The organism is Pseudotabrizicola algicola (assembly GCF_010915705.1).
GTDB lineage: Bacteria > Pseudomonadota > Alphaproteobacteria > Rhodobacterales > Rhodobacteraceae > Pseudotabrizicola > Pseudotabrizicola algicola.
Genome location: NZ_JAAIKE010000002.1, coordinates 186840 through 205992, shown reverse-complemented (window position 1 = coordinate 205992; position 19153 = coordinate 186840). Strand labels below are relative to the sequence as shown.

Here is a 19153-nt window from a genome sequence, read left to right as displayed (position 1 = left end):
CCCCGACCCGAGACTGGAGATTACCGGGGCCATTATCGGCTTGCCAAAACGATTGGTGCGAAATGCAGGTTGTTTACTTGAACGGCAGACGCTTGCAACTCACGTGGCGTGAATTGCAGACGCAATTTCGCCACCCCTACTTTGTGGGCATGATGTTGATGATGGCCTTGGTCATCGTTCTGATCGGCCCCTATGACCATCTGCTCAACTTCACCGCCCTGCGGCTGACCATCTTCTACGCCGCCTGCTTCGGCAGCTTCAGCGCGCTTCTGTATTTCTCGCTCTGGTTGTGCCACCGGCTGAACTGGAAGGCCTACAGCCTGTTCACCGTGGGCCTGTCGGGCCTTGGTGCCACGCTGTGCGGCCTGCTGATGGCGCTGCTGCTGGGCGCAGACATGCCCAGTTTCAAGGACATGCTGCTGGTGACGGGCTTCAACCTTGTGTTCTGCTACCTCGGCGAAACCATCCAGTCCACCTATATCATCCCGCGTATCATGGCCGATCTGCGGGGCCGTCCGGCGCAGGACATGCTGGTCGAGTTCATCGCCTCCGAGGCGGGCACGCTGCCTTCGGCGGCCCCCGTCCTGCCCGCCGCGCCCGACCTGCCCGCAACCGTGACCCTGTTCGGGCGCTGCTTTCCCACCGCAAGCCTGCAACTGATCGAGGCGGAAGAGCATTACGTCGCCATCCTGCTCAAGGATGGCACGCGCCATCTGCTGCGCGGGCGCATCGCCGATGCTGAGTCGGTGCTGCCCCCCGGTCTCGGGCTGCGGGTGCATCGCAGCTACTGGGTCGCAGCCAGCGCCGTCGCCGCCTTTCGCGCTGACAAGCCCGGCGCGCAACTCCTGCTGACCAGCGGCATCAGCGTCCCCGTCGCGCGCCCCCGCCTGCCCGAAGTGCGCCACTGGGCCGAAACGCTGCCTGCCAAAGCGCCGCCGCCTTCCGCACCAAAGCAAAAGGCACCCCAAAGGGTGCCTTCCGCCGGGTTCTGATCGGCAACGGGCCTCAGCGGCGCTGGTCCTCGTCATCCTCGTCATCATCATCATGCTGCGGCAGGTTGAAAAAGCTGTCCGCATCCGAGAAATCTGCGGGCTTTTCCTCTTTCTCCGGACGGGCGAACATTTCCAGCCCCGAGGGGATCTTCGGCTCTTCCGGCATGCCCAGCGATTGCTCGGTCGACACCAGTTTGCGCCGCTCGTCATCGCTCATCACGATGCCTTCGGCGGCACGGCGGCGCACGGCGGCCTGCACCGCCACGTCAAGCTCGGACTGCTTGCACAGGCCAAGCGCCACCGGGTCCACCGGGGTGATGTTGTTGATGTTCCAGTGCGTGCGCTCGCGGATCGCCTGAATGGTCGGCTTGGTGGTGCCCACCAGCTTGCCGATCGCGCCATCCGACAATTCGGGGTGGAACTTCACCAGCCACAGGATCGCGGCAGGGCGGTCCTGACGCTTGGACAGGGGGGTATAGCGCGGGCCGCGCCGCTTTTCCTCGCCCACGGCCGCCGCGTTGAACTTGAGCTTGAGCTTGTAGAGCGGGTCCTTCTGGCCCTTCTCGATCTCGATCGCGTCCAACTGGTTGTTGGCCACCGGGTCAAACCCCTTGACGCCGGGGGCGACGTCGCCATCGGCGATGCCCTGCACCTCAAGCTCGTGCATGCCGCAGAAATCCGCGACCTGCTTGAACGACAGGGTGGTATTGTCCACGAGCCAGACGGCGGTGGCCTTTGCCATAAGCGGCTTGTTCATGCCCAACTCCTTTACAAATCTCTCCCGTGCCGGGAAAACGGCTGCAGGCGCTTTGCCTGCGATTTCCACGATGTCGGGAATTCTAGGCCGATATAGGCGGTTTTGACCGGAAGGGGAAGTGTAAATGCGAAAGCTCTGGCCTGTGCTGGCGGCGATCTGCGCCTTTGCGGGGGCCGCGCGCGCCGAAGGCGAGCGGGCGGGCGATTTTGACTATTATGTGATGGCGCTGTCATGGTCGGCCAACTGGTGCGCGCTGGAAGGCGACGCGCGCCGCGATCCGCAATGTGACCGGGGCAGCGGGGTGCCCTTCGTGCTGCACGGGCTCTGGCCGCAGTTTGAAACCGGCTGGCCCAGCTATTGCCGCACGGGCGCGGCAGACCCGTCGCGCGGCGATACGGCGGCGGTGGCCGATGTGTTCGGCGGCGCGGGCTCTGCCTTCTACCAGTGGAAGAAACACGGGCGCTGCTCCGGCCTTTCCGCGCGCGACTATTACGCACTGGCCCGCAAGGCCTTTGGCGCGGTGACGGTGCCGCCGGTGTTCTCGCGCATCACCAAGGACATGAAGCTGCCCGCTTCGGTGGTCGAGGACGCGTTTGTGGAAAGCAACCCCGGCCTTGCGCGCGACCAGATCACCGTGACCTGCCGCGCGGGCATGATTCAGGAAGTGCGCCTCTGCCTGACCCGCGATCTGCAACCCCGCCGCTGCGGCGCGGATGTGATCCGCGACTGCAGCTTGCAAGATGCCGAACTCAACGCTGTCCGCTGAGCAATAAAAAACGCGCCCGAAGCGGGGCGCGTTTTCGTCTCGCCTCTGGCTGCCGCGTCAGGTTTCCGGCACCAGAATCTCGCGCTTGCCCACATGGTTGGCCGCTGTGACGACGCCCTGTTCTTCCATCTGCTCCACCAGTTTCGCGGCCTTGTTATAGCCGATCCCCAGTTTGCGCTGGATATAGCTGGTCGAGCATTTGCGGTCCTTGGCGACAATCGCCACCGCCTGATCGTAAAGCGCGTCATCGCCGCCTTCACCGCTCGACAGGCCCAGCACCACGTCGATGTCGCTCGCCGAGTCCTCGTCCGGCCCTTCCACCACGCCCGACATATAGACGGGCGGGCCAAAGCTCTTGAGGTGGTTGACGATCTCCTCGACCTCCTCGTCGCTCACAAACGGGCCGTGGATACGGGTGATCTTGGCGCCATTGCCCATATAGAGCATGTCGCCCATGCCCAAAAGCTGCTCGGCCCCCTGCTCGCCCAGAATGGTGCGGCTGTCGATTTTGCTGGTCACCTGGAAGGAAATCCGGGTGGGGAAGTTCGCCTTGATCGTGCCGGTGATCACATCGACCGAGGGCCGCTGCGTCGCCATGATCAGGTGGATGCCCGACGCCCGCGCCATCTGCGCAAGGCGCTGGATGCAGGCTTCAATCTCCTTGCCCGCCACCATCATCAGGTCGGCCATCTCGTCGACGATCACCACGATATAGGGCAGGGCGACCGGCGCGAATTCTTCCGTCTCGAACACCGGCTCGCCGGTATCCTCGTCAAATCCGGTCTGGATGGTGCGCTTGAACATCTCGCCCTTGGCCAGCGCCTCGCGCACGCGGCCATTGTAGCCCTCGATGTTGCGCACGCCCATCTTGGACATCTTGCGATAGCGTTCCTCCATCTCGCCCACCACCCATTTCAGGGCGACGACCGCCTTCTTCGGGTCGGTCACCACGGGCGAGAGCAGGTGCGGAATCCCGTCATAGACCGACAGTTCCAGCATCTTCGGGTCGATCATGATCAACCGGCATTCTTCCGGCGTCAGCTTGTAGAGAAGCGACAGGATCATCGTGTTGATCGCCACCGACTTCCCCGACCCCGTGGTTCCGGCGATCAGCAGGTGGGGCATCTTGGCAAGGTTCGCGACAATCGCATCGCCGCCAATGTCCTTGCCCAGTGCCAGCGGCAGCCGCATGTTCGAATCGCCGAAATCGCGCGCCGCGATGATCTCGCGCAGCACCACCTTTTCGCGGGTGGCATTGGGCAGTTCAATCCCGATCACGCTGCGGCCCGGCACGGTCGAGACACGGGCCGACAGCGCCGACATGCTGCGCGCGATGTCATCGGCCAGCCCGATCACCCGCGAGGCCTTCAGGCCCGGCGCGGGTTCAAGTTCATACATCGTGACCACAGGGCCGGGGCGCACGCTCACGATCTCGCCCTTCACGCCGTAATCATCCAAGACCGATTCCAGCATCCGCGCGTTTTCTTCCAGCGCCTCGTCCGACAGCGTGAAGCGCTCGACCGAGGAGGGGCTCGACAGCAGCGACAGCGGCGGCAACTCGTAGGGGGCCGCCACCCGCTCGTCAAAACGCATCCGCGGCTGGCTTTCGGCGATGGCCTGCCGCGACGGCGGCACGGGCTTTTTCACCACATGCTGCACTACCGGCTTGCGCACTTCGGTCAGCGGAATATGCGGGGCAAGGCGCGGCGCTGCCGAAGGCGCGGCATGGGCCGCCCCCTGTGACATCACGGGCGGGGCAACGGGGGCAAAGCCGCCCGCCTCGTCATCGGAATAGCCGTCGGAATAACCATCCGAATACGCCTGCGCATGGCCGGCAGAGCGCAGGGGCGCATGCACGGGCGCGCGAACGGGGAACGGGTCGTAATCCGGCTCGTAATTGTCATCCGGCTGCCAGTCATCGCTGGCCTCGTCGGCATAGGGCGGCACGGGCGGCAGATCGGGGGTGAAGATATTGGCATCCTCCTCCCAGTCCCGCGGCTCGGCATCGGGCTGATAGGTGCGCGGCAGCGGCGGGGCAGGGGGCAGGCCAATCCCGCGCGCAGCCGTCGCCGCAGCCGTCGCCGCAGCCGGAGCCGCACCGGAAACGGCTGCCGAAACCGCGGCAGGAACGGCGCGCAGCGGCGCGGGTGGCACCGCCATCTGCGCCATATGGGCGGCGGTCAGCGGCGGCTCGGCGGGCAGGCCCCCGGCGGTGACGGGTGGCGGCGTTGCCCCGCGCCGCGTATCGGCGATCAGCGGCTGCGGCCCGCGCAGACGCTGGGTCAGGCTCCGCGCAACCGGCGGCTCGCGGCGGGCATGGACGGCGGTGGTCACGGGGTTCAGCACCGGACCGGGGTGGCGCATGCGCGAACGGATCGCATCGGAAATCCGCGCCTTGATCCGGTCATCGTTCGGGGCCATGTCCTCGGGAAACTCCGGCAGCACCGGCTCCACCAGTTCCGGCTCCGGCTCGGCGCGGCGCATCAGTTGCGGCATCCGCGCCAGCAATCCGGCCCGCTCGCGCGGGGGGGCGTAATGGGCGGCCTCGGCCATCGGTTCGGGATAGCGCGGATCGGCGCGCAAGGTGCTGCGCAGCGCCGAGGGACGCCCCCATTCGCTGTTCGCCGGTGCAGGCTCGGGCGCGGGGGCCGGCTCCGGCTGGCGGTGGATCGCGGCGCTGCGGGTCGCCATCGGCGCAATCGGCTTGGGGCCACCCGCACGCGCAGCGGCGCCTTGCGGGGCCTTCTGCGCCGGTGCGGCGGCCTCTTGCCCCCAGCCCTGCGGCCCGCCCCAACCCTGCGCGCCGCCCTGTTCCTCGCTGCCTGCCCAGTCTTGCGTGCGCATGGCGCCCCGCTGCGCCACCGCCTCGGCCCGCACCGCCCGCCGCTCGGCCAGCGCATGTGCCGCGCGCGAGGTGCCACGTCCGGCCATGTTCAGCGCCGCACCATAGGCAAAGATGGTGCCCATCGCCAGAAAACGCCCGATCACCGAAAGCTCCAGCAGCGTGAAGCCCGTCACCCACAGGCCCATGACCAGCAAAAGCCCGCCCAGCACCAGCGAAAACAGGCTCAGCCCCACGCCCGCGCTGACAGGGGCCACGCCCAGCAGGGTGCCAAGGATGGTATCGCCGAACAGACCGCCAAGGCCGAAGGAATGCGGCCAGTCAGACCCCGGCACCAGCGTCGCGCAAAAGACCGAGGCAAGGGCCACCGCGATCACCGCGAAAACGATGCGCCCCATGGCGCGCTCGGCCCCGCGATGGCTGACAAACCGCGCCCCCCACACCGCCAGAATAAGCGGCACCATCCACGCGCCTTTGCCCCCGATGATCATCAGGGTCGAGGCGACCGCCGCCCCGAAACGGCCCAGCATGTTGGCGGCAGGCTCGTCGGTCGCCACCATCCAGCCCGGATCTTCCGGCGAATAGGTCCACAGCATCGCCGCGAACAGGACCGCCACCAGCAGCAGGGCCAGCCCCACCAGCTCGCGCCCGCGGCGCTCCAGCATGGCAGCGGTGTCCTGATCCAGAAGCGGGTCGCGTTGACGCATGTTGATGGATGCCATGACCTTACCTGTCCTCAATCGTAGAGGCAGTCACGAAGGCGGGTCAGCCCGTGCTGCAATTCTGTCTGTGGGGCGACCAGTGCCACCCTGATATGGCCCTTGCCGGGGTTCTCGCCGCCCGCATCGCGCGACAGGTAGGCGCCGGGCAAGACCCGCACCCCCGTTTCGCGCCACAGCTTCAGCGCCGCAGCCTCGCCATCGCCTTCCGGCACCGGCAGCCACAGAAAGAACCCGCCCTCGGGCGAAACGCGGTTGCGGCGTCCGGCAAAGACCTCGTCGGCCATGCGGAACTTGGCCTGATAGAGGGCAAGGCTCTCCGCCACATGCGCCTCGTCGCGCCATGCGGCTTCCGAGACGCGCTGGATGGGCAGCGGCAACGGCGCTCCGGCAAAGGACCGCAACTGCCGGATGCGCGCCATGCTTTGCGGCCCCGTCGCCACAAAGCCCGACCGCAGCCCCGGCAGGTTCGACCGTTTCGACAGCGAATGGAACACCGCCACCCGCTCGGGGTCCACGCCATGCGCCTCGGCCACCGCAAGCGCTCCGGGGGGCGGCGCATCGCGCCAGATCTCGGAATAGCACTCATCGGCAAAAATGCGGAAATCATGGCGTTCCGCCAGCGCCATCAGCCGCGCCAGATAATCTGCGGGGGCCACGACCCCCTGCGGATTGGCCGGAGAGCAGAGATAAGCCACTGTCACACGGTCCAGCACCTCGGCGGGCAGACCCTCATAATCGGGCAGAAACCCCGTCTCGGCGGTGGCCGGCACATAGACCGGCTCCGCCCCCACCGTCAGCGCCGCCACGGCATAGACCTGATAGAACGGGTTCGGCATCAGGATGACGGGGCGCTTGCCCCGCTTTGTCTCGGCCGACAGCGCGACGGCGGCGTTGAACAACCCCTCCCGCGTGCCGTTCAGCGCCATGATCCGCTCGGGCGACAGCGCCACACCATAGCGCCCCTGCACCCAGTCCGCGATGGCGGCCAGCAGCTCGGGCGTGCCGTCATTGGGCGGATAAACGCCAAAGCCTTCAAGGCTCTGCGCCAGAATCGGCCCGACGAAGGCAGGCATCGGATGCCGCGGCTCTCCGATGGTCATGTGAATGACAGGCCCACCGGGCGCATGCGTGTCGAGTAGCTTCCGCAGCCGCGGAAACGCATAATCCGGCAGGTTCGAGAACCGCTCTGGAAACGCCATGTCTGCCTCTTGTTCGGGGTCGTAGCGCCCCGTTTGACGGTCAGGATAACCCCTCATACCCGCGCGGTCCAGAAAAAGGCGCGCTCACACGGGGTTAGCCACAACAGATTGTGTCTTTTTCGCCCGCGCCCCCCCGATGGGCGCGCGCGCCCCGCTAGCGCAGCGCCCGTTCCGCCGCCGCCCCCAGCCGCAGCAGCCGTTCCTCCTGCATCGGCCCCGCCATCAGGCTGATCCCGCAGGACGGCTCCGAGGTCGGCAAGGTCAGCGCGCAGCCCCCCATCAGGTTGCCGATCCGCGTGTTGCGCAGCGCCAGCAGGTTCTCGGTGACGTAATAGGCATCATCGTCCAGCAGCCGCGCGGCATCGGGCGGCAGGATCGGCGCGGTCGGCACCAGCACCGCATCGTAACCCGCCACCGCCTGCGCCCAGACCGCCCGCAATTCGCGCAACCGCCGCCACGCCGCGACATAATCCGCCGCCGCAAACCCCGCCCCCGCGCGGAACCGCTCCAGAATGCGCGGAAACATCTTCTGCGGCGCTGCCTCGATGACCTTGCCCCAGATGCCATAGGCTTCCGAGGTGAACAGCACCGCCGTCAGCGCCATCGCCTCGGCCACCTCCGGCACCACCCCGCGCTCGATCCGCGCCCCCGCCCGCGCCAGCCGCGCCAGCGCATCGTCGAACCCGCGTGCAGGCCGGTCGCGCAGATCGTCCAGCGCCACCGTCTCCAGCACCAGCAGCCGCGCGCCGCCCAGACCTGCCCCGCCGAGACCGGCCCCGCCCAGATCGGCGGCGCGCCCGCCCTCCAGCGCCGCCAGCAGCAGCGCGCAATCCTCCACCGTATGGGCCAGCGGCCCCACGGTATCGAACTGCTCGCACAAGGGCACCACCCCGCGCAGGGACAGCCGCCCATGCGTGGTCTTCAACCCCACCAGATCATTCCACGCCGCCGGGATCCGCACCGACCCGCCGGTGTCAGACCCGATCGCCGCCGGAGCCAGCCCATAGGCGACCGAAGCCGCCGCGCCCGAGGATGACCCCCCGGCCACCGCCGACTCGTCGTTGATGCAGGGCGGCGTCGCCGTCACCGGGTTCAGCCCCAAACCGGAAAACGCCAGCTCCGACATATGGGTCTTGCCCAGACAGACCAGCCCCTGCAGGGTCGCCGCCCGCAACACCTCGGCATCCGCCAGCGGCACCCGCCCGGCCAGCAGGGCAGACCCCGCCTCGGTCTGCCGTCCGGCGGTGTCGAACAGGTCCTTCCAGCTGACCGGTACCCCGTCGAGCACACCGCGCCGCAACCCCGCCTTGGCGCGCGCCGCCGCCGCCATCGCCTCGGCCCGGCTGCGGTTGGGCATCACCCGGGCATAGATGCGGTCCCGCATCGGGTGGCGGTCGATGGCATCGAGCTGCATCTCGCACAACTCGACCGGATTGATCCGGCCCCGGCCGATCTCGGCCCCCAGCTCCGCCGCCGTCATGTTCGCCCAAGTCTTTGCCATGCAAACGCCTGCCCCTGATTTGCAATCACGCTAGCGGCAAGGCAGCGCATGGACAATTCCGATCTTTGCCCCATAGTCCCCGCCATGACATATGACAGCGACATCCTGATTGCCGGGGGGGGATTGAACGGCCCGGCACTGGCACTTGCCCTCGCGCAAAGCGGGCTGAGCGTCACTGTGATCGACGCCCGCCCCGCCCCCGCGCGGGCCGAAACGGGGTTCGACGGACGCAGCTACGCGCTTGCTATCGCGTCAAAACGGTTGCTGACCGCCATCGGCCTCTGGCCCGCCGTGGCGGGTCAGGTGCAGCCGATCCTGCAGATCAAGGCGTCGGACGGCACGGCAGGGCAGGGGGCCGCGCCGTTCTTCCTGCACTTCGAGTCGGCCGAGATCGAGGAAGGCCCGATGGGCTTCATGCTGGAAGACCGCCACCTCTACCGCGCCTTTCTGAACGCGATGCAGGCCACCCCCGGCCTGACCCTGCTGTCGGGCGAAACCGTCGTCGCGCAGGAGACGGGCCCGCAGGGCGTCACCGTCTCGCTCGCTTCGGGCAGGACCCTGACCGCCCGCCTGCTGATCGGCTGTGACGGGCGCGGCTCGGGCACCGCCGCGCGGGCCGGCATCCGCCGTGTGGGCTGGGGCTACGGGCAGACCGCGCTCGTGACCGCCGTGCGGCATGAAGGGCACCATCAGGGCATCGCGCAGCAATTCTTCATGCCTGCAGGTCCCCTCGCCATCTTGCCGCTGCCCGGCGGCCACCACTCCTCGATCGTGTGGAGCGAGACAGACACCGCCGCCGCCGCCATCCAGGCGCTGGATGATGCCGATTATCTGCAGGTCCTGCGCCCCCGCTTCGGCAGCTTTCTGGGCGAGATCGCACTGGCCGGCGCGCGCTTCACCTATCCGCTGTCGCTCAGCCTCGCGCAGAGCTTTGTCGCGCCCCGCGTGGCGCTGGTGGGCGACGCCGCCCACGGTGTCCACCCGATCGCAGGCCAAGGCCTGAACCTCGGCCTGCGCGACGTGGCGGCCCTCGCCGAAGTGCTGGTCGACGCCAGCCGCCGCGGCGAAGACATCGGCGCAGCGGATGTGCTGGAACGCTACCAGCGCTGGCGCAGGTTCGATTCGACCACGCTGGCGCTGGGCATGGATGGCGTGAACCGGCTGTTCTCCAACGACAACCCCGCGCTGCGCCTCGCCCGCGATCTGGGCATGGGCGCGGTAGCCGCCTTGCCGGGTCTGCGCCGCGGTTTCATCCGGCAGGCCGCGGGCTTGACCGGCGATCTGCCGCGCCTGCTGACGGGGCAAAGCCTGTAACCGGAGCGCAGGGGCCGTCGCGGGTGGCATCGAGCCACCCGCGACGGCGTTGCCACGGGATACGTCACCGCGCATGCCCGCAGCCCGCGCGCTGCCCGGGAGGCATCGTGGGAGCCTCCGGCGGGAGTATTTTGGAAGCAGCAATCGCAGGCTGCGCTTAATGCCCCGTTAAGGTTAAGGCGCTATACCGGAAGGGCGGTACAGGGAGGAGTCCCGATGACCGCAAGCAGCAAGTCGCCCCGGTCACGTGGAAAGCTCTTCCTGCGCACTGGACCGGTGCCGATGGCCGGGGCGCGCTGCCTGTCGAATTGCTGCTTTCCAAATACTCAAAAAAGCAACGCCTCCGTCCACGTGACGCCGGGGTGTTTCAGACCGCCAGATGGGGACGGAACCTGTCGACCACCTGGTCATAGACCTGGCGCTTGAAGGGGACGATGGCCGCGCACATCTCGGACGCGCCGATCCATTTCCATGCGGCGAACTCGGGATGCGGGCGGTCGATGCTGATATCTGCGTCCGATCCCAGAAAGCGGCACAGGAACCATTTCTGCTTCTGGCCGCGGAACTTGCCTTTCCAGACCTTGCCCAGAAGGTCTGGCGGCAGGTCATAGGTCAGCCAGTCGGGGGTGCTGTCGAGGATCTCGACCTTGTCGGCGGTCACGCCGGTTTCTTCCCAGAGTTCCCGCAGGGCGGCCTCGCGCGGGGATTCGTCCGAGTCGATGCCGCCTTGCGGCATCTGCCAGGCAGGGGAGGGGGAGTCGAGGCGTTGGCCGGTCCAGATCCGGCCGTCGGCGTTGATCAGGACCACCCCGACGCAGGGGCGATAGGGCAGGGTTGCGGGGTCGATGGGCATGGGGTCCGCCATTCGGTGGGGCGCGGGGGGCGGATGCCCCCCGGCCGGGTCTTGCTGCGTCAGGGCTTACTGGGCCACGGCTTGCAGGCCGCGCAGGATGTCGACAGCATAGGCGAGCTGGTAATCCTCGTCGCGCAGCTTGGCGGTTTCCTCGGTGCGGGCGCGTTCTTCTTCCAGAAGCTTGCGCTCATCCTCGGACATGGAGTCGTTCGAGAGGTTCCCGCGCAGGTCCGCTTCCGAGGTGGGGCGGCGGGCGGCGCTGGTTTCGGCCTCGGGGGTGGTGGTGGCGGTGGGGTCGCGGCGGGGCTGGTTCACCACGATGTCGGGCATCACGCCCAGCGCCTGGATCGAGCGGCCCGAGGGCGTGTAATAGCGCGCCGTGGTGAGCCGCATCGCGCCTTCGCCGCGCAGCGGGATCACGGTCTGCACCGAGCCCTTGCCGAAGCTCTTGGTGCCGACCACGATGGCGCGGCGGTGATCCTGCAGCGCGCCCGCCACGATTTCCGAGGCCGAGGCCGAGCCGCCGTTGATCAGCACCACGATCGGCTTGCCTTCCGCCAGATCGCCCAGTTGCGCGTTGATCCGCTCGCTGTCGCGCGCCTCGCGGCCACGGGTCGACACGATCTCGCCCTTGTCGAGGAAGGCGTCCGACACCCGGATCGCCTGCGTCAGCAAACCGCCGGGGTTGTTGCGCAGGTCGATGACGAAGCCGTTCACATTCTCCATCCCGCCCAGTTCCTCGACCGACTTCTTCAGGTTCTCCTCGAGGCCGGAATAGGTCTGGTCGTTGAAGGTGGTCACCCGCAGCACCACGGTGTCGCCCACCACGCGGCTGCGCACCGCCGTCAGCTTGATGGTGTCGCGGATGATCGACACGTCGAACGGTTCGGCCACATCCTTGCGCACCACGGTGATGATGATCTCGGACCCGACCGGGCCGCGCATCAGGTCCACCGCCGCATCCAGCGTCAGGCCCAGCACCGATTCCCCGTTCACATGGGTGATGAAATCCCCCGCCTCGATCCCCGCCTCGTCGGCAGGGGTGTCGTCGATGGGCGAGACGACCTTCACATAGCCCTCTTCCTGCGTCACCTCGATGCCAAGGCCCCCGAACTCGCCGCGGGTCTGCACCTGCATGTCGTCGAAATCCTTCGGCGCCAGATAGTTCGAATGCGGGTCGAGCGAGGTCAGCATCCCGTTGATCGCCGCCTCGATCAGCTGCTTGCTGTCGACTTCCTCGACATATTGCGCGCGCACCCGCTCGAATATGTCGCCGAACAGGTCCAGCTGTTCATAGACATTGGCATTGCGGCTGTTTTCCTGCGCAATCAGCGGGGCGGCCAGCTGCGTCGTCAGCACGACCCCGGCCACGGTGCCACCGATGGCGGCCATCACGAATTTCCTCATCGCCTCGTCCTATTCCCTCAATGCCGTGAACCATTCGGCCGGATCGACCGGGTCCGCCCCTTGCCTGAGCTCCATATAAAGCGTTTGTGTGCCCTGCACGCCACCGCCTTCTTGCGCCGTTGCCAGAAAATCGGCAACCCCCGGATCGCCGCCGCCCATCAGGCCAAGGGCCGCGCCACCCGCCACAACTTCACCGACCTGACCATAAACCGTCTCCAGCCCGGCTAGGATCAACAGATAGCCCCCGCCGGGCTCCAGAACGATCACATTTCCGTAGTCCAGCAAGGGCCCGAGGTAACGGATTGTTGCGGGCCAGGGCGACGTCACCAGCGCCCGCGCCCGCGTGGCCAGCGTCAGACCGGGGCGGCGCACCCCCACCGCATCCGATTCCATCGACCGGCGCAGCAGCGTGCCCAGCACCGGCAGCGGCAAGCGCCCCTTGGCATCGGGAAAGCTGCTGCCCTCGCGCGCATCCAGCGCAAGGCCCGACGCAAAGGCCTCCAGCGTATCGGCGCTTTCCAAAAGCCCGCGCAGCGTTTCGGGGTCTTCGGTAAAGCGGCGCGGCAATTCGGTGCGGTCCGAAATCGCCTGTGACAGCGCCGTGCGCGCCTCCTGCGCCACATCGAGCCCCGCCAGCAGCGTCTCTCCCGCCGCCTGCTGCAGCGCCCGCAAATCGCGCAGTTCCGCCAGTTCCGCGTTCAGCGTCTCGGCCTCGGCCTGCAGGGCCGGCGTCACATCCGCCAGCATCATGCCCGACCGCACGGTGCCAAGCGGCCCCGCCGGATGCAGCAGCAGCAAGGGGCCGGGGCGGCTTTCGAGCTGGCTCAGCACCCCCACAAGCTGCGCCACGCGGTCGCGCTTGGCGCGGAACTGCATCTGCAAGGTCGTCTCGCGCAGATGCGCCTGCCGCAACGCCTCGCGCAGCGCCGCCAGCCCCTGCTCATAGGCGCGGATCGTGCGCGTCAGCGCTGCCACCCGCTCGCGCGAGGATTTGGCCGCCTCCAGATCGGCCACCGCCGCCTGCAAGTTTGCCGATGCGGTCGCCGCCTGTTCCGCCACACCCTGCGCAAGGGCCGCATGGCTCATCAGCATCAGGGCAAGGGCGGCGGCGCGGATCATGTCAACAGGCTGGCTCCGGTCATTTCGGGCGGTTGCGGCAGCCCCATCAGCGCCAGCACCGTCGGCGCAAGATCGGCCAATCGGCCCCCGTCGCGCAAGCCTGCACCTTCCGGCGCACCCATCACGATCACGGGAACCGGGTTCAGGGTGTGCGCCGTGTGCGGTCCATTGGTCTCGGGGTCCCACATCTGTTCGCAATTGCCGTGGTCGGCGGTCACGATCATGGCCCCGCCCCGCGCGCGCACCGCCGCGATGGCGCGGCCAAGGCCATCATCCACCGCCTCGCAGGCCTTGATCGCGGCCTCCAGCACCCCCGTGTGGCCCACCATGTCGGGGTTGGCGAAGTTCACCACGATCAGGTCATAGCCCGCCTCGATCGCCGCCTCCAGTTGCAGCGCCACCTCCGGCTCGCTCATCTCGGGTTGCAGGTCATAGGTCGCCACCTTGGGCGACAGCGGCATGAACCGCGCCTCGCCATCGAACGGCACCTCGCGCCCGCCGTTCAGGAAGAATGTGACATGCGGGTATTTTTCGGTTTCGGCCAGCCGGAACTGGGTCTTGCCATGCTTCGCCACCCATTCGCCAAGGCAATTCACGATCACCCGCTTGGGAAAGGCGGTCGCCATGTAACCGTTATGCGCGTCGGAATATTCCACCATGCCCAGCATGGCCGACCAGACAGGCCGCGCACCCACGGCAAAGCCGTCAAACCCCGGCTGGCCCATCGCCGCCAGAATCTCTCGCGCGCGGTCGGCGCGGAAGTTCAGGCAGAAGATGCCATCCCCGTCCCGCGCTCCGGCATAGCCCCCAATCACCGTGGGGGCCAGAAACTCGTCGGTCTCGCCCTTTGCATAGCATTGCGCCACTGCGGCCTCTGCATCGGGGGCGGCTTCGCCCTTGGCAAAGACCATCGCCTCATAGGCGCGCGCCACCCGCTCCCAGCGGTTGTCGCGGTCCATCGCCCAGTAGCGCCCGCTGACCGTGGCAACCCTCGCGCCTTCGGGCAGGCCCGCCACCAGCTGCGCCATGAAGCCTGCGGCGGACGACGGCGGCACGTCGCGCCCGTCGGTTATCGCATGCAGCGCCACCGGCACACCCAGCGCGGTCAGCGCGCGGCAGGCGGCCAGCACATGGCTGATATGCCCGTGTACCCCGCCGTCAGAGACAACGCCCATCAGATGCGCGGTCCCGCCCTTGGCCCTGATCGCCTTGGCAAAATCCAGCAGGGCAGGGTTGGCGGCAAAGCTGCCATCCTCGACCGCCAGATCGATCGCGCCAAGGTCCATCGCCACCACACGGCCCGCGCCGATGTTTGTGTGGCCCACCTCGGAATTGCCCATCTGGCCGGTCGGCAGGCCGACATCGGGGCCAAAGGTCGTCAGCGTGCTGTGCGGGCAGGTTGCCATCAGCGCATCGAAATGGGGTGTATGGGCCAGCGCGGGTGCATCCCATTCCCGCACAGGGCCGATGCCCCAACCGTCGAGGATACACAGCACAACGGGTTTGCGGGCAGCGGTCATGGCGGGCCTCATGCGTTTCGGATTTCCTGTCATAGCCCTTGGGCGGGCCTCGGGCAACACCCTCGCCCCTTGCGGGGGAAAGGGTTAAGATTGAGTTAAGGCGTCAGGGTCAAATGTTTGATTTCATTGTGTTTTATGGCGTGTAACACAGGGTTCGCGCCTCTCACACCGAAAAGCCATACAGCGCCCATTCGGCCTCGCTGACCTCCAGCGCCATCCTCATATACTCGGCCTTCTTGATGGCCACGAACCCCCGGTGCAGCGGCTCGCCCAGCACCCGGCGGGCAAAATCCGACCCCTCCAGCCGTTCGATCGCGCCCAGCCAGTCCCTCGGCAGGGAGTGGGCGGGGGCGTTCTCATAGGCATTCCCCAGCGTGGCCGGCCCCGGATCGGCCCCCGCCCCGATCCCGTCCAGCGCCCCCCCGAGGGTGACCGCCGCGACGAGGTAGGGGTTGGCGTCCACCCCCGCCACCCGATGCTCGAAGTGCCGCGCCTTCCCGCTGCCCGACGGCACCCGCAAGGCCACCGTCCGGTTCTCCACCCCCCAAGCGTCATTCCCCGGCGAGTAGTTCACGCTGGCAAAGCGCCGCCACGAGTTCTGGAAGGGCGCCAGCACCGCCATCGTCTCCCCGATGGTCCCGCGCACCCCCCCGATCGCCTGTAGCATCAGCGGCGACAGCGCGCCCTCCGCCGGGTCCGCAAACAGGTTCGCGCCGCCCTCATCCGCCAGTGACAGGTGCAGGTGCATCCCCGACCCCGCCATCTGCCCGAACGGCTTGGCCATGAAGCACGCCTCCATCCCGAACCGCCGCGCCGTGCTGCGCAGCAGCCGCTTGGCCAGGATCACATCATCCGCCGCCCGCATGAGGTCGCGGTAGCGGATGGTCAGCTCATACTGCCCGCAGGCATATTCCGAGATCAGCGCCTCCAGCGGCAGATCCAGCGCCGCCGCCCCTTCATACACCGCGTCAAAGAAGGGCGACATCTCGTCCAGCTCATCCACCGACATCGTGTTGGTGTTGCCCGACCGCCGCCCCGTCAGCGGATAGCGGGCGGGCTGCATGCGTCCGTTCCCGTCCCGCTCGCGGTCGACCAGATAGAACTCCACCTCCAGCGCGCCCATCGGCGCAAACCCCAGCGCTTCCGCCCGCTTCACCTGCCGCAAAAGCGCATGCCGGGGCTCGGCCGCAAAGCCGCTGCCGTCGGGGTTGAACATGCTGATCAACACCAGCCCCCGTCCGGTGGCGGGCAGAAAGCCCAGCGTTCCCGCAAGCGGCCAGCAGCGCAGGTCGCCGCCGCCATCCTCCAGCACCAGCCCGGTGCCCTCCACATCATCGCCCGCCACATCCTGCGCGAACATCGACGCAGGCAGGCCCCTGCCCGAGGCAAACAGGCTTTCCAGTTCATGCCGCCGAATGGTCTTGCCCCGCCCGATCCCGTGGCAATCGGTCAGGATGATGTCGATGGCCTGCACATCGGGGTAGCGGTCCAGAAAGGCCTGCGCCTCGGCCAGCGTGGCCCCGCCGGGGAAAGAAGTCGTCATCGTCGAAGTCCTGTGTTCCTGCTCCACTGGCTCAACACCAGCCGCGATGCCCGGTCAATACCCCAGTGCCAGCCCGTCCTTGCGCGGGTCTGATCCGCCGGTCAGCGTGCCGGCTTCCCAGTCGATCCAGATCGCCTGCCCGCCGCCATGCGGTTCCGTCGCGACCGAAACCTTGTGGCCGCGCGCCTGCAACCCCGCGATGCTGTCCAGCGGCACGCCGTGTTCGGCCTGCACCTCGCCATTCCGGTAGAATACACGGGCGCAGTCCAGCGCCTCCTGCACATCCATCCCGTGATCGAGCAGATTGCCGAGCAGATGCGCATGGCCAAAGGGTTGGTAGTCTCCGCCCATCACGCCGAACGGCATGATCGCGCGCCCGTCTTTCGTGACCATCCCCGGCATGATCGTGTGCATCGGCCGCTTGCCGGGGGCGAGCGCGTTGGGGTGGCCTGCGTCCAGCTTGAAACTTGCGCCCCGGTTTTGCAGCACCACGCCCGTTTGCGCGCAGGTGATGCCGCTGCCAAAGGCGTGATAGGTTGAATTGATGAAGCTGACCGCGTTGCGATCTGCATCGACGATCGAGATATACACCGTGTCTGTCTTGGCCAGACCCGGATCGGGCAGGCCGGTCATCGCGCGGTCGGCGCGCAGGGCCGTGCGCAACCGCTCGGCGCGCGCGGGGGACAACAGGGCGGCGATGGTGGCATCGTCGGGCGGCAGATCGCCAAGGCAGTCGTTGCGGTCGCGGTAGGCCAAGCGTCCCGCCTCGATCTCCAGATGCAGACGCTCGGCCCCAAGCGGGGCAAGGTCCGACAGCGCGAAGCCCGACAGGATGTTGAGCATCAAGAGCGCGGTCAGACCCTGATTGTTCGGCGGCATCTGGTGGATCATGTAGCCGCGATAGGGGGCCGCAACCGGCGTCACATAGTCGGCGCATGTGGCGGCGAAATCGGCCAACTGATGCACGCCGCCAAGCGCTTGCAGGCGCGCCACCAATGCCTCGGCCACCGGCCCCTCGTAAAATCCGGCGCGGCCCTGTTCGGCAATCCGGCGCAGGGTTTGGCCAAGCGCGGGCTGGCGATGCACCTCGCCTGCCTTGGGCGCGCGCCCATCGGGCAGGAAGATCGCCGCCGACCCTTCATCCTGCGCCAGACGGGCGGCAGTCTCGGCCCAGTCATGCGCCACCCTGTCCTGCACCACATAGCCATTCTCGGCGTAATGGATGGCCGGGGCCAGCACGGCAGCCAGCCCCAGCCGCCCGTGATCGGCGGACAGGCGGCACCACGCATCGACCGCGCCGGGGATCGTCACCGCATGCGGGCCATAGGTCGGCACCGCCTCCAGCCCCATGCCGCGATAGGCGTCAATCGTCGCGCCCGCCGGTGCGCGGCCCGATCCGTTCAGCGCGATCACCGGTTCCTGACCCGCAAGGCACATCAGCACAAAGCAATCGCCCCCGATGCCGGTGGACTGCGGCTCCACCACACCCTGCACCGCTGCGGCGCAGATGGCGGCATCCACCGCATTGCCGCCTGCCCGCAAGATTTCCAGCGCGGCCAGCGTCGACAACGGGTGCGAGGTGGCGGCCATCGCCTCGGTGGCGCGGGCCGGAGAGCGGCCGGGAAGCTGGAAATTGCGCATGCGCGTTGTCTTCTTTCCTCAAGGGGCCCCGCGAGGCGGTGGCGGGTTAAAGCTGGTGCAATTTAAAGCGCATTGGCGCGGGCGGTGCAAACGGCCTGTCCATGACAGGCGGGGGCAGTCCGGGTCAGGCCCGATCGGCGCCAGCGGGCGTGCCGATCGGCACGGGGCGGCCTTCGGCATCCAAGGCGACAAAGGTGAAATTCGCCTCGGTCACCTTTTCGCTCCGGGCAACCGCGCGCGGGCGGCGCCATGCATCGACATGGATCGTCATCGAGGTGCGGCCCTGCCGGACCAGCGTGGCATAGAGCGAGACCTCGTCCCCCACCTTGACGGGGCGGTGAAAGATCATCGCATCCACGGCCACCGTGGCGCTGCGCCCGCCCGAGGTCAGCGCCGCCACACTCCCTGCGGCAAGGTCCATCTGGCTCATCAGCCAGCCGCCGAAGATATCGCCCGACGGGTTGGTATCGGCGGGCATCGCTATGGTGCGGATGGTGGGGCTGCCTTCGGGTGGCTGGTCTTCGCGGCTCATCTTGTCCTGTCTCGGCTTGGGTCAGAGCCTGCAAGCCTAGCAGGTTTCCACGCCCGAGGTAGGCCCGCCGCTGCGCGCCACGTCAGAACCCGTGCAGACGGTCAGCCCATTGCCAGCCAATCATGATGCCCTTGATACGCGGCAGCATGAGAAGACTGCCCGCAAGCACGATCCCGCCGATCAGCAGCGCCGTGGCCCAAGGGCCCAATTCGCTGTAAACGATCATGAAATGCAGCATGAAGCCGGCGATGTGGCACATGATGAGGATGGTGAAATAGGCCGGGCCATCATCTGCCCGCTGCGGTGCAAAGCTTTGCCCGCACACCGCGCAGGCGGGGGCAACCTTGAGGTAGCTGGTGAAGAGGTGTCCTTCGCCGCAATTCGGGCAACGCTGCCGCAATCCGTTCAGCATCGCAGGCTTTCTGTGGCGTTGATCGTCTTGCAT

General features: G+C 67.5%; 15 protein-coding genes. 3 read left to right on the top strand and 12 right to left on the bottom strand.

The genetic code is table 11. The annotated features are described in order from the left end of the window. The first annotated feature begins 62 nt into the window (after positions 1–62). Positions 63–992, top strand: coding sequence for a LytTR family DNA-binding domain-containing protein (locus tag G3572_RS07510; RefSeq protein WP_164610401.1), 930 nt, complete (start codon positions 63–65; stop codon positions 990–992). Positions 993–1005: 13 nt separating this feature from the next. Here G3572_RS07510 and G3572_RS07505 read toward each other — a convergent pair whose 3' ends face one another. After that, positions 1006–1749 carry a DUF1013 domain-containing protein gene (locus G3572_RS07505; protein WP_164610399.1) on the bottom strand — a complete coding sequence of 248 codons (744 nt, stop codon included), beginning with the start codon at positions 1747–1749 and terminating at the stop codon, positions 1006–1008. 124 nt (positions 1750–1873) lie between these two features. Between G3572_RS07505 and G3572_RS07500 the strand changes: the two genes are divergently transcribed. Continuing rightward, entirely contained in the window at positions 1874–2515 is a 642-nt protein-coding gene (locus G3572_RS07500; protein ID WP_164610397.1) for a ribonuclease T2 family protein, read from the top strand. Positions 2516–2572: 57 nt separating this feature from the next. Here the strand turns inward: G3572_RS07500 and G3572_RS07495 are convergent, their stop codons facing one another. The 3 genes from G3572_RS07495 to G3572_RS07485 form a co-directional block, all read right to left on the bottom strand. Beyond that, positions 2573–6079, bottom strand: coding sequence for a DNA translocase FtsK (locus G3572_RS07495; protein WP_164610395.1), 3507 nt, complete (start codon positions 6077–6079; stop codon positions 2573–2575). Between the two features lie 14 nt (positions 6080–6093). Then, positions 6094–7278: an aminotransferase class I/II-fold pyridoxal phosphate-dependent enzyme gene (locus G3572_RS07490; protein WP_164610393.1), complete on the bottom strand. Its 1185-nt coding sequence runs from the start codon at positions 7276–7278 to the stop codon at positions 6094–6096. A gap of 154 nt (positions 7279–7432) precedes the next feature. After that, entirely contained in the window at positions 7433–8779 is a 1347-nt protein-coding gene (locus tag G3572_RS07485; RefSeq protein WP_164610391.1) for an amidase, read from the bottom strand. Between the two features lie 84 nt (positions 8780–8863). Between G3572_RS07485 and G3572_RS07480 the strand changes: the two genes are divergently transcribed. Beyond that, the gene (locus G3572_RS07480) at positions 8864–10093 is read left to right on the top strand and encodes a UbiH/UbiF/VisC/COQ6 family ubiquinone biosynthesis hydroxylase (protein ID WP_164610389.1); all 1230 of its coding nucleotides are present in this window, start codon (positions 8864–8866) and stop codon (positions 10091–10093) included. A 367-nt stretch (positions 10094–10460) separates the two neighbouring features. On the opposite strand, the gene G3572_RS07475 is transcribed toward G3572_RS07480, so the two are convergent. From G3572_RS07475 to G3572_RS07440, 8 genes are all read right to left on the bottom strand, one after another. Beyond that, entirely contained in the window at positions 10461–10946 is a 486-nt protein-coding gene (locus G3572_RS07475) for an RNA pyrophosphohydrolase (protein ID WP_240335463.1), read from the bottom strand. Between the two features lie 66 nt (positions 10947–11012). Then, positions 11013–12353, bottom strand: a complete 1341-nt coding sequence (locus G3572_RS07470) for a S41 family peptidase (RefSeq protein ID WP_164610385.1) — start codon at positions 12351–12353, stop codon at positions 11013–11015. 9 nt (positions 12354–12362) lie between these two features. Then, on the bottom strand, positions 12363–13472 hold the full coding sequence (locus tag G3572_RS07465; RefSeq protein WP_164610383.1) for a murein hydrolase activator EnvC family protein: 1110 nt from the start codon (positions 13470–13472) through the stop codon (positions 12363–12365). Beyond that, on the bottom strand, positions 13469–14992 hold the full coding sequence (gpmI, locus tag G3572_RS07460) for a 2,3-bisphosphoglycerate-independent phosphoglycerate mutase (protein ID WP_164610381.1): 1524 nt from the start codon (positions 14990–14992) through the stop codon (positions 13469–13471). The genes G3572_RS07465 and gpmI overlap by 4 nt, the downstream gene beginning before the upstream one ends. Positions 14993–15155: 163 nt before the next feature. Next, complete coding sequence (locus tag G3572_RS07455) at positions 15156–16535, bottom strand: glutamine synthetase family protein (protein WP_164610379.1); 1380 nt, start codon at positions 16533–16535, stop codon at positions 15156–15158. 54 nt (positions 16536–16589) lie between these two features. Then, the gene (locus G3572_RS07450) at positions 16590–18176 is read right to left on the bottom strand and encodes a gamma-glutamyltransferase family protein (RefSeq protein WP_164610377.1); all 1587 of its coding nucleotides are present in this window, start codon (positions 18174–18176) and stop codon (positions 16590–16592) included. A 124-nt stretch (positions 18177–18300) separates the two neighbouring features. Then, a complete protein-coding gene (locus G3572_RS07445) occupies positions 18301–18708 on the bottom strand; it encodes an acyl-CoA thioesterase (RefSeq protein ID WP_164610375.1) in 408 nt (135 codons plus the stop codon). Positions 18709–18790: 82 nt separating this feature from the next. Continuing rightward, positions 18791–19153 carry a DUF983 domain-containing protein gene (locus tag G3572_RS07440; RefSeq protein ID WP_240335462.1) on the bottom strand — a complete coding sequence of 121 codons (363 nt, stop codon included), beginning with the start codon at positions 19151–19153 and terminating at the stop codon, positions 18791–18793.

Coding starts and splice junctions, on each gene's coding strand:
- G3572_RS07510 (WP_164610401.1), top strand. CDS start 63: ATGCAGGTTGTTTACTTGAACGGCAGACGCTTGCAACTCACGTGGCGT.
- G3572_RS07505 (WP_164610399.1), bottom strand. CDS start 1,749: ATGAACAAGCCGCTTATGGCAAAGGCCACCGCCGTCTGGCTCGTGGAC.
- G3572_RS07500 (WP_164610397.1), top strand. CDS start 1,874: ATGCGAAAGCTCTGGCCTGTGCTGGCGGCGATCTGCGCCTTTGCGGGG.
- G3572_RS07495 (WP_164610395.1), bottom strand. CDS start 6,079: ATGGCATCCATCAACATGCGTCAACGCGACCCGCTTCTGGATCAGGAC.
- G3572_RS07490 (WP_164610393.1), bottom strand. CDS start 7,278: ATGGCGTTTCCAGAGCGGTTCTCGAACCTGCCGGATTATGCGTTTCCG.
- G3572_RS07485 (WP_164610391.1), bottom strand. CDS start 8,779: ATGGCAAAGACTTGGGCGAACATGACGGCGGCGGAGCTGGGGGCCGAG.
- G3572_RS07480 (WP_164610389.1), top strand. CDS start 8,864: ATGACATATGACAGCGACATCCTGATTGCCGGGGGGGGATTGAACGGC.
- G3572_RS07475 (WP_240335463.1), bottom strand. CDS start 10,946: ATGCCCATCGACCCCGCAACCCTGCCCTATCGCCCCTGCGTCGGGGTG.
- G3572_RS07470 (WP_164610385.1), bottom strand. CDS start 12,353: ATGAGGAAATTCGTGATGGCCGCCATCGGTGGCACCGTGGCCGGGGTC.
- G3572_RS07465 (WP_164610383.1), bottom strand. CDS start 13,472: ATGATCCGCGCCGCCGCCCTTGCCCTGATGCTGATGAGCCATGCGGCC.
- gpmI (WP_164610381.1), bottom strand. CDS start 14,992: ATGACCGCTGCCCGCAAACCCGTTGTGCTGTGTATCCTCGACGGTTGG.
- G3572_RS07455 (WP_164610379.1), bottom strand. CDS start 16,535: ATGACGACTTCTTTCCCCGGCGGGGCCACGCTGGCCGAGGCGCAGGCC.
- G3572_RS07450 (WP_164610377.1), bottom strand. CDS start 18,176: ATGCGCAATTTCCAGCTTCCCGGCCGCTCTCCGGCCCGCGCCACCGAG.
- G3572_RS07445 (WP_164610375.1), bottom strand. CDS start 18,708: ATGAGCCGCGAAGACCAGCCACCCGAAGGCAGCCCCACCATCCGCACC.
- G3572_RS07440 (WP_240335462.1), bottom strand. CDS start 19,153: ATGCAAGACGATCAACGCCACAGAAAGCCTGCGATGCTGAACGGATTG.